Below are 9,681 nucleotides of genomic sequence, written 5' to 3'. Positions count from 1 at the left end.
GGCCCCACGCGCCCATACCCCTCGTCCTACACCGCCGCAACCGCCGGCGCGTGCGCCTGCAGCGCCGCCCACAGCTCGCCGAGCCTGTCGCGCAACGCGGCGCTCGCGGGCACGAACGGCAACCGCAGCCCGTCTTCGCACCATCCTTGCGCGGCCAGCAGCGCCTTCACCGGCGCGGGATTCGGCTCGGCGAACAGCGCCGCGACGAGCGGTTGCAACGCGACCGCCAGCCGTCGCGCGTCGGCGAGGCGGCCGTCGCGCAGCAGCGCGTGGATGCGCACGTGCCATTCGGGCAGCACGTGCGCGCTGCTCGCGATCGCGCCGTGCGCGCCTGCACAGAGCGCCGCGAAGTTCTGGTTGTCGTCGCCGGACAGGATCGCGAGCGGCGTGTCGTGCACGAGCCGGCTCAGCCGGTCGAGCGTGCCGCCGCACTCCTTGACGCCGGCCACGCGCGCATCGCGCGCGAGCGCCTGCAAGGTCTCCAGTTCGACGTTCACGCCGGTGCGGTACGGGATGTTGTAGACGAGCACCGGCACATCGGCCGCGGCGACGATCGCCTCGACGTGACGGCGGATGCCGTCCTGCGTCGGCCTCACGTAGACGGGCGGCGTGACGAGCAGCCCGTCGGGCCGCAGCGCGGCGAGCTCGCGTGCGCGGGCGGCCGCGAAGCGGGTCGCGCTCGCGGTGAGCCCGACGACGATCGGCATGCCGGGCGCCGCGTCGCGCAGCGTCGCGAACACCGCATCCTGTTCGCGCGCGTCGAGCAGCACGCCCTCGCCGGTCGTCGCGCCCGCGACGAAGCCGGCGATGCCGGCCGCCGCGTAATGGCGCGCGAGCCGCGCGAGCGCGCCGTGGTCGACCTCGCCGTCGTGGAACGGCGTGATGATCGGCAGCCAGATACCTTCGAAACGTGTGTGCATGCAAAGCCTCATGGTGAGAACGGAGTGGAGAGGAACCGTTCCGCCGGCGGGCGCCGGAGCGAGGCATGCGGGCAAGGAGAAAGCAACGACCCGCGGGCATCCCGTCCGGCATTCGCCTGACGGGACGCGACGTCCCCGTCAGTCGAGGAGTCGTTTTTTCAGTTTCAGCCCGGCCGCGCGCACACCTGCCGCGGTGGCGGCGAGGATCGACAGCGAGCGCGGAGCAGCGGACATGGATGGACCGGAAAAGGGCTGAGCGGCGATCTTAACACCGCGGCCGGCGCGCGCGCGAGCCGGCGTGCCGCGTTAGCAGAATTCCAGATTTGCTTTCCACGACAGATTGGAAGGCGCGCGGCGCCCGGCCGCTAGAATGCCCGCTTACGTTTCGATGACGGTGCGCACGCGCGCCGTCACGCACATTCACCATCACTGGAAACGGGGTATATCGCGATGGCAGGCATCAAGGTGATCGGCCGCTGGCTGCACGCCGGCACGGCGGCGGCGCTGGTCGTGGCGGCAACGGCCGCGCACGCGGACACGTCGATCCTCAACGTGTCGTACGACGTGACGCGCGAGCTGTACAAGGACATCAACGCGAGCTTCGCCGCGGCGTACAAGCAGCAGACCGGCGAAACGGTGACGATCAAGCAGTCGCACGGCGCGTCGAGCGCGCAGGCGCTGTCGGTGCTGCAAGGGCTGCAGGCCGACGTCGTGACGATGAACCAGCCGAACGACATCGACCTGCTCGCCGAGCGCGGCCAGCTGCTGTCGAAGGACTGGCGCGCGCGCTTTCCCGACAACAGCTCGCCGTACTCGACGACGATGGTGTTCCTCGTGCGCAAGGGCAACCCGAAGGCCATCAAGGACTGGAGCGATCTCGCGAAGCCGGGCGTGCAGGTGGTCATCGCGAATCCGAAGACGTCGGGCAACGGCCGCTACGCGTATCTTGCCGCGTGGGGCTATCAGAAGCAGAAGGGCGCGACCGACCAGCAGGCGCTCGATTTCGAGAAGGCGATCTTCCGCAACGTGCCGGTGCTCGATTCGGGCGGCCGCGGCGCGACGACGACCTTCACGCAGCGCGGCATCGGCGACGTGCTCGTCACGTTCGAGAACGAGGTCGCGCTGATGGACACCGGCGCATCGGGCGCGCAATTCGACGCGGTGTATCCGTCGGCGAGCATTCTCGCGGAGCCGCCCGTCGCCGTGGTCGACAAGGTCGTCGACAAAAAGGGCACGCGCAAGGTCGCGCAGGCCTATCTCGCTTATCTGTACACGCCGCAGGCGCAGGAGATCGTCGCGCAGCACCATCTGCGCCCGCGCGATCCGAACGTGCTGAAAAAGCACGCGGCCGAGTTCAAGCCGCTGAAGACGTTCAGCGTCGAGCAGGTTTTCGGCAGCTGGGCGAACGCGCAGAAGACGCACTTCGCCGACGGCGGCACGTTCGATCGCGTGATCGTCGACCGGAAGTAAGGGCGGCGCGCGCGGAGGGCGCGATCTTTCGCGCGCCGCGCGTCCGTCGGCGCAGCGCCGATCTCGCGCGCACCGCGGCCTCGGTGCAGCGCGTGAGCGCTGCACGAAACCCCTCCCTGCGCGACCTCCGCACCGTACGCGCGCCCCGCGCCCGCGCATGCTACGCTCATCGCCTTCCTGTCCCAGGCGTCGCGCGATGAACGTCGATCCGTCTTCCCCTTTCTCCCGCGGCCGGGGCCGCCGGATCTGGTCCGGCACCCGCCCGGTGATCGCGTACGGCATGCCGCCGCTCGGCTGGCGCGACCTGTATCACCGCGCGCTGACGGTCACCTGGCCCGTGTTCTTCCTGTCGCTCGCGGTGCTGTTCCTGCTGATCAACGGCGGCTTCGCGCTGCTCTACCTGCTCGGCCACGAGCCGATCGCGAACCAGTCGCCGGCCGGCTTCACCGGCGCGTTCTTCTTCAGCGTCGAGACGCTCGCGACGGTCGGCTACGGCGACATGCATCCGCAGACCGTCTACGCGCACGTCGTCGCCACGTTCGAGATCTTCATCGGGATGTCGGGCATCGCATTGGCCACCGGCCTCGTGTTCGCGCGCTTTTCGCGACCGCAGGCGAAGATCCTGTTCGCGCGCTACGCGATCGTGCGGCCGCTGGACGGGCGGATGACGCTGATGGTGCGCGCCGCCAACGCGCGTCAGAACGTGATCGCCGAAGCGCAGGCGAAACTGCGGCTGATGCGGGTCGAAGGCACGCACGAAGGCTACACGCTGCGCAAGATCCACGATCTGCCGCTCGTGCGCAACGAGCATCCGATCTTCCTGCTCGGCTGGAACCTGATGCACGTGATCGACGAAACCAGCCCGCTGTTCGGCGAAACGGCCGAATCGCTCGCCGCGCGCGACGCGTCGCTGCTGATCACGATCGAGGGCTCCGACGAGACGACGTCGCAGGTCATGCAGGCGCGCCACACGTGGGCCCACGCCGAGATCCGCTGGCGTCACCGCTATGTCGACCTGATGCGCGACGAGGGCGGCATCACGCACATCGACTACACGCATTTTCACGAGGTCGTGCCGGTCGACGCGGACAGCGACGCAGGCGGTCTGCCGGGCGAGGTGGTCGATGCGGGCGGGTCGGCGCGCGCGCCCGGGCCGGCCGCATGAGCGGCGCGCCGCACCCAGCGTGATGCGCCGCGCGCCGGATCGAACCCACGGAGAAGGCACCGCATGGCCCACGACGACCGCACGACGGTCATTTCCCGGCGCACGCCCGAATCGGCGGCGATGCGCGCCGAGCTCGCGCGCGCGATGGCGATCACCGCGCGGCTCAACCGGCTGACGTTCGCCGATGCGGACGAAGTCCGCAGCCTGTTCGGCGAACTGACGGGCAAGCCGATCGACGACGGCTTCCTGCTGATTCCGCCGTTCTATGCGACGGGCGGCGCAGCCACGCGGATCGGCCGGAACGTGTTCGTCAACCAGAACCGCACGTTCTACGACCTCGGCGGCCTCGACATCGGCGACGACGCGATGATCGGGCCGAACGTGAGCCTCATCACGTCCGGCCATCCGCTCGAGCCGTCGCGCCGACGCGACGCGGTCGTGGCCCGGCCGATCTCGATCGGCAACAACGTGTGGATCGGCGCGGGCGCGACGATCCTCGGCGGCGTGACGGTCGGCGAGAACGCGGTGGTCGGCGCCGGCTCGGTCGTGACGCGCGACGTCCCGCCGGATACGCTGGTCGCCGGCAACCCGGCGCGGATCGTCCGTTCGATCGCGGAGTGACGGCGTGGGGCGGCGGCGGCGCCACTGCGCGGCGGATGTGGACAACCGGCATTTCGCTCAATCGAAATGCTGTGCAAGCGACCGGTGAGCATGCGGCGCAAGCCTGAAGCGGCGCGGCTTTGCGGCGGTTGGCGCGGGCGCGCCGGCGTGTGCATTAGCCGACGTTGCGCATGCGCGGGCGGCCAACGTCCGCGCGATGTCGGTTGTGGATATCTCGCTTCGCACGCAGTCGCAATGCTGTGCATTTGGTCGGTGAGCATGCGCCCGTGGGCAGGAATGCCTGCCGCAGCATGTGGACAACCTGGCGCGCAACGACGAAAAACGCTGTGCTCGCGGACGGTGAGCGCCGGCGTCCGCTCGCGTGTGACGCTTGCGCCGCGCGGGCTTCCGCGCGCCGCACGACATTCGGCACGTTGCGCGTTCAGGCGCTCGGCTCGCTTCGACGATCGATCGCGCGCGCGTTTCGCGTTGTGGATAACTTGCCGCCGAACGCAGTCGCAGCGCTGTGTATTCCGATGGTGAGCGTCGCGGCCCGGTCGCGCCCGAGGTCTGCCTGCGTGGCCTAGCGCGTTCCCGTGGACGGCTTCGGCGGTCGCGCATTCTAACCGCACTCGCGATCGCGCGTTTCATTCGACTGCTTGCCGCGATGTGGATATGCGCTCGCCCGAACCAGTCGATGTGCTGTGTATCCCGACGGTGAGCGCCGATGCGTGCGGCGCGGCCGTGTGTGCGCGAGCCCCGGCGCGCGGGGCTGCGCGGCATCTCGCGCGTCGGTTCGCGCCCGAATCGGCGGTCGTCATGCGATACCCCGCCGACGCTCACCGTTCGATTTCACAGTGTTGCGAGTGGTTGCATGGGTGAGTTGTCCACATCGATCTCCCGATCGCCGTTCACCCTTGAAATGCACAGCGTTTCGAGTGATCGCGGAAAGGGCCATTCATTCCCGAATCGGCGCGGCCGTTCGATCGATTTGCCGTCGCTCACCGTCGGAATGCACAGCGTTTCGAGTTGTGATGGGTGGGTTCTATCCACAGCCAAATCGGCCTCCTCATTCGCTTGCGTGCCGCTGCTCACCATCGGAACTCACAGGGTTTTTAGTGTGTGGCTGCCCCCGAGGTGCCCCGCACCTACACGCTTCCGCGCCTGCCGCGCCGGCAGTAAATAGAGCATCGCGAGCCGCACACCGCTGCGGACAATCGCCCCCGCCCAATCGACTCGCAATCCTGTGCATTCGACCGGTGAGCGTCGCCGCCGCATCGGCGGGAAGCGGGCAGGCGGGTGTGGATATCCGGCCTCCGGATCGACTCGCAGCCCTGTGGATTTGAATGGTGAGCGCCTCGATCCGCTGGATGGGCGGGCCGATTGCGTTGTGGATAATCCACCCCCCGACGACACTCGAAACGCTGTGCAATCGACCGGTGAGCGTCCGCCTGCAGCCGGGCGTTGTGGATATCCGGCGCCCGCGACCAATTCGAACGCTGTGCATTTCACGGGTGAGGACGCTAGAGATCCGCCGCGCAAACCGTTGCCGCGCGGCCTTGCGCGCACGTGCCGCTGCTCCCGCGGCCGCCGCCTCGCCGCGTGAGCGCTGCAGCGCGCCCGCCCGTCTCGGCGTGCGCCGCGAGCCGCCCACCAGCCTGCGGCAGAACTCTCTCAATTCCGCAGCAAAACCTGTGCAGTCTTTCTCGCTTCGACGCCGTGTCAGCAAGATGAGAAAAAACTTTCTCGCCTTCCCGCGAAAAAATAGAGCCATCCCGCTGCTCGCGGCCGGCGTCGTCCGACGCCGCGGCGCGCGGCCCGGCACAGCACAAAGCACAATCAGGAGACATCCCCCATGACCGCCCGCCTGCCCGTCGACGGCACGCCCGCTCTATCCGACTACCGGCTGACCGACAACCTGACCGCCACGCGCGGCCGCATCTTCCTGACCGGCACGCAGGCGCTGGTCCGCCTGCTGCTGATGCAGCGCGCAGCCGACACCGCGCAGGGCCTGAACACGGCCGGCTTCGTCAGCGGCTACCGCGGCTCGCCGCTCGGGATGGTCGACCAGCAGCTGTGGAAGGCGAAGAAGCTGCTCGACGCCGGCGGCGTGCGCTTCCTGCCCGCGATCAACGAGGAGCTCGGCGGCACCGCGGTGCTCGGCACCCAGCGCGTCGAGGCCGACCCGGAGCGCACCGTCGATGGCGTATATGCGATGTGGTACGGCAAGGGTCCGGGCGTCGACCGCGCCGGCGACGCGCTGAAGCACGGCAACGCGTACGGCTCGTCGCCGCACGGCGGCGTGCTGGTGGTGGCGGGCGACGACCACGGCTGCGTGTCGTCGTCGATGCCGCATCAGAGCGACTTCGCGATGATGGCGTGGCACATGCCGATCGTGAACCCGTCGAACATCGCCGACATGCTCGAATTCGGCCTGTACGGCTGGGCGCTGTCGCGCTACTCGGGCGCATGGGTCGGCTTCAAGGCGATCTCGGAGACGGTGGAGTCGGGCTCGACCGTCGATCTCGACGCGCTGCAGACGCAGTGGCCGGCGCCGGCCGGCTTCGCGCCGCCGGCCGGCGGCCTGCACAACCGCTGGCCCGACCTGCCGAGCCTGACGATCGAAGCGCGCCTCGCCGCCAAGCTCGACGCGGTGCGCCATTTCGCGCGGGCCAACAGCATCGACAAGTGGATCGCGCCGGGCGCGCACGCGAACGTCGGCATCGTCACGTGCGGCAAGGCGCATCTGGACCTGATGGAGGCGCTGCGCCGCCTCGACCTGACGGTCGACGATCTCGACGCGGCCGGCGTGCGGATCTACAAGGTCGGCCTGTCGTATCCGCTCGAAATGACGCGCATCGACACCTTCGTCGACGGGCTCGCCGAGGTGCTGGTGATCGAGGAGAAGGGCCCCGTCATCGAGCAGCAGATCAAGGACTACCTGTACAACCGCGCGGACGGCGCGCGCCCGCGCGTGCTCGGCAAGCACGACGCGGCCGGCGCGTGCCTGCTGTCGGAACTCGGCGAGCTGCGCCCGTCGCGCATCCTGCCGGTGTTCGCCGACTGGCTCGCGCGCCACAAGCCGGCGCTCGATCGCCGCGAACGCGTGGTCGATCTCGTCGCCCCGCAGATCCTGTCGAACGAAGCCGACGCGGTGAAGCGCACGCCGTATTTCTGCTCGGGCTGCCCGCACAACACGTCGACCAAGGTGCCGGAAGGCTCGATCGCGCAGGCCGGCATCGGCTGTCACTTCATGGCGTCGTGGATGGAGCGCGACACGACCGGCCTGATCCAGATGGGCGGCGAAGGCGTCGACTGGGCCGCGCACGCGATGTTCACCAACACGAAGCACGTGTTCCAGAACCTCGGCGACGGCACCTACTTCCATTCGGGGATCCTCGCGATCCGTCAGGCGGTCGCCGCGAAAGCGAACATCACGTACAAGATCCTCTACAACGACGCGGTGGCGATGACGGGCGGCCAGCCGGTCGACGGCAGCATCTCGGTGCCGCAGATCGCGCGGCAGGTCGAAGCCGAAGGCGTGTCGCGCTTCGTCGTGGTGTCGGACGAGCCGCAGAAGTACGACGGCCATCACGGGCAGTTCCCGGCCGGCACGACGTTCCATCACCGCAGCGAGCTCGATGCGGTGCAGCGCGAGCTGCGCGAGACGCCGGGCGTCACCGTGCTGATCTACGACCAGACCTGCGCGGCGGAGAAGCGCCGCCGCCGCAAGAAGGGCGAGTTCCCCGATCCCGATAAGCGGCTGTTCATCAACGACGCGGTGTGCGAAGGCTGCGGCGACTGCGGCGTGCAGTCGAACTGCCTGTCGGTCGAGCCGCTCGAGACGCCGCTCGGCCGCAAGCGCCGCATCGACCAGTCGTCGTGCAACAAGGACTACTCGTGCGTGAACGGCTTCTGCCCGAGCTTCGTGACGGTCGAAGGCGCGGCGCTGAAGAAGGCGGCCGGCGCGGCGTTCGACGAAGCCGCGCTCGCCGCGCGCGTCGACGCGCTGCCGGTGCCCGCGACGCATCTCGACGCGGCGCCGTACGACATGCTGGTGACCGGGGTCGGCGGCACGGGCGTCGTGACGGTCGGCGCGCTGATCAGCATGGCCGCGCACCTCGAGGGCAAGAGCGCGTCGGTGCTCGACTTCATGGGCTTCGCGCAGAAGGGCGGCTCGGTGCTGTCGTTCGTGCGGATCGCGTCGAGCGACCGCTGGCTGAACCAGGTGCGCATCGACACGCAGCAGGCCGACGTGCTGCTCGCATGCGACATGGTGGTCGGCGCGAGCGCCGAGGCGCTGCAGACGGTGCGCCACGAGCGCACGCGCATCGTCGTCAACACGCACCGGATTCCGAACGCGTCGTTCGTGCAGAACCCGGACGCGAACCTGCACGCCGACGCGCTGCTCGAGAAAATGCGTCACGCGGCCGGCGCCGGCCATCTGTCGAGCTGCGACGCGCAGGCGCTCGCCGCGAAATTCCTCGGCGACTCGATCGGCGCGAACATCCTGATGCTCGGCTACGCGTGGCAGCTCGGTCTCGTGCCGGTGTCGCTCGCCGCGATGATGCGCGCGATCGAGCTGAACAACGTCGCGGTGCCGATGAACAAGCTCGCGTTCTCGATCGGCCGGATGGCGGCCGGCGACGCCACGGGGCTCGACGCGTTGTGGCGGGCGCGCCATGCGGGGCTCGCGCCGATGGTTTCCACAGCCGCCGCCTCCGACACGCTGGACACGCCTGCCCCGCTCGACGCGTTGATCGCCGATCGCGAGACGCGCCTGTCGGCATACGGCGGCGCACGTTACGTCGAGCGCTACCGCGCGCTGGTGAACGCGGCGCGCGCGAAGGGCGACGAGGCGCTGACGCGCGCGGTCGCGACGACCTTCTACCGCCTGCTCGCGGTGAAGGACGAATACGAGGTCGCACGGCTCTATGCGGACGGCGCGTTCCGCGCGGCGCTCGAAGCGCAGTTCGAAGGCGTGCCGGGGCAGGACTATCGCGTGAAGTTCAATCTCGCGCCGCCGGCGCTCGCGAAGGCCGGCCGCGACGGCAGCGCGCCGAACAAGCGCGTGTTCGGCCAGTGGCTGTGGCCGGTGCTCGGCGTGCTCGCGCGCGTGCGCAGCCTGCGCGGCACGCCGCTCGATCCGTTCGGCCGCACGGCCGAGCGCCGGATGGAGCGCGCGCTCGCCGACGACTACGAGACGACGCTCACGCGCGCGCTCGCCGCGATGACGGCCGCCAACGCGGCGCAGGTCGCGCAACTGGCCGAACTGCATGCGCGCGTGCGCGGCTTCGGCCACGTGAAGGTGCGCAACCTCGCGGGTGTGAAGCGGGCGGAGCGCGAGCTCGCGCTGCAGCTCGGCATCGACGCGGCGACGAGCGCGGCCGTGCAGCATGCGCTCGACGAGATGAAGAGCGCCGGCATGCTGAAGGGGATTCCGGTCGTCGTCGCGAAGTAAGGCAACCGCCCGCCCGATGCGAAAACGGCGACGCGCGAGCGTCGCCGTTTCTTCATGCGGTGGCC

General features: G+C 69.4%; 5 protein-coding genes. 4 read left to right on the top strand and 1 reads right to left on the bottom strand.

Going from position 1 to position 9,681, the window contains the following annotated elements:
- Positions 1–26 precede the first annotated feature (26 nt).
- Positions 27–920, bottom strand: coding sequence for a 4-hydroxy-tetrahydrodipicolinate synthase (gene dapA, locus C3Y15_RS26540; RefSeq protein WP_059463391.1), 894 nt, complete (start codon positions 918–920; stop codon positions 27–29).
- 450 nt (positions 921–1,370) lie between these two features.
- On the opposite strand from dapA, the gene C3Y15_RS26530 reads away from it, so the two are divergent.
- The 4 genes from C3Y15_RS26530 (at position 1,371) to C3Y15_RS26510 (ending at position 9,616) form a co-directional block, all read left to right on the top strand.
- The gene (locus tag C3Y15_RS26530) at positions 1,371–2,390 is read left to right on the top strand and encodes a sulfate ABC transporter substrate-binding protein (RefSeq protein ID WP_011886189.1); all 1,020 of its coding nucleotides are present in this window, start codon (positions 1,371–1,373) and stop codon (positions 2,388–2,390) included.
- Between the two features lie 196 nt (positions 2,391–2,586).
- Positions 2,587–3,555 carry an ion channel gene (locus C3Y15_RS26525; RefSeq protein WP_059668234.1) on the top strand — a complete coding sequence of 323 codons (969 nt, stop codon included), beginning with the start codon at positions 2,587–2,589 and terminating at the stop codon, positions 3,553–3,555.
- Positions 3,556–3,618: 63 nt separating this feature from the next.
- Positions 3,619–4,176: a sugar O-acetyltransferase gene (locus C3Y15_RS26520; protein ID WP_069246344.1), complete on the top strand. Its 558-nt coding sequence runs from the start codon at positions 3,619–3,621 to the stop codon at positions 4,174–4,176.
- 1,834 nt (positions 4,177–6,010) lie between these two features.
- Positions 6,011–9,616 (top strand): indolepyruvate ferredoxin oxidoreductase family protein, encoded by a 3,606-nt coding sequence (locus C3Y15_RS26510; RefSeq protein ID WP_069246343.1) that lies wholly within the window; start codon positions 6,011–6,013, stop codon positions 9,614–9,616.
- Positions 9,617–9,681 lie beyond the last annotated feature (65 nt).

The organism is Burkholderia sp. B10 (genome assembly GCF_004368385.1).
Taxonomy (GTDB): Bacteria; Pseudomonadota; Gammaproteobacteria; order Burkholderiales; family Burkholderiaceae; genus Burkholderia; species Burkholderia vietnamiensis.
The sequence above is the reverse complement of the archived record's forward strand: the minus strand, read 5'-3'. Positions and strand labels throughout refer to the sequence as shown.

Coding starts and splice junctions, on each gene's coding strand:
- dapA (WP_059463391.1), bottom strand. CDS start 920: ATGCACACACGTTTCGAAGGTATCTGGCTGCCGATCATCACGCCGTTC.
- C3Y15_RS26530 (WP_011886189.1), top strand. CDS start 1,371: ATGGCAGGCATCAAGGTGATCGGCCGCTGGCTGCACGCCGGCACGGCG.
- C3Y15_RS26525 (WP_059668234.1), top strand. CDS start 2,587: ATGAACGTCGATCCGTCTTCCCCTTTCTCCCGCGGCCGGGGCCGCCGG.
- C3Y15_RS26520 (WP_069246344.1), top strand. CDS start 3,619: ATGGCCCACGACGACCGCACGACGGTCATTTCCCGGCGCACGCCCGAA.
- C3Y15_RS26510 (WP_069246343.1), top strand. CDS start 6,011: ATGACCGCCCGCCTGCCCGTCGACGGCACGCCCGCTCTATCCGACTAC.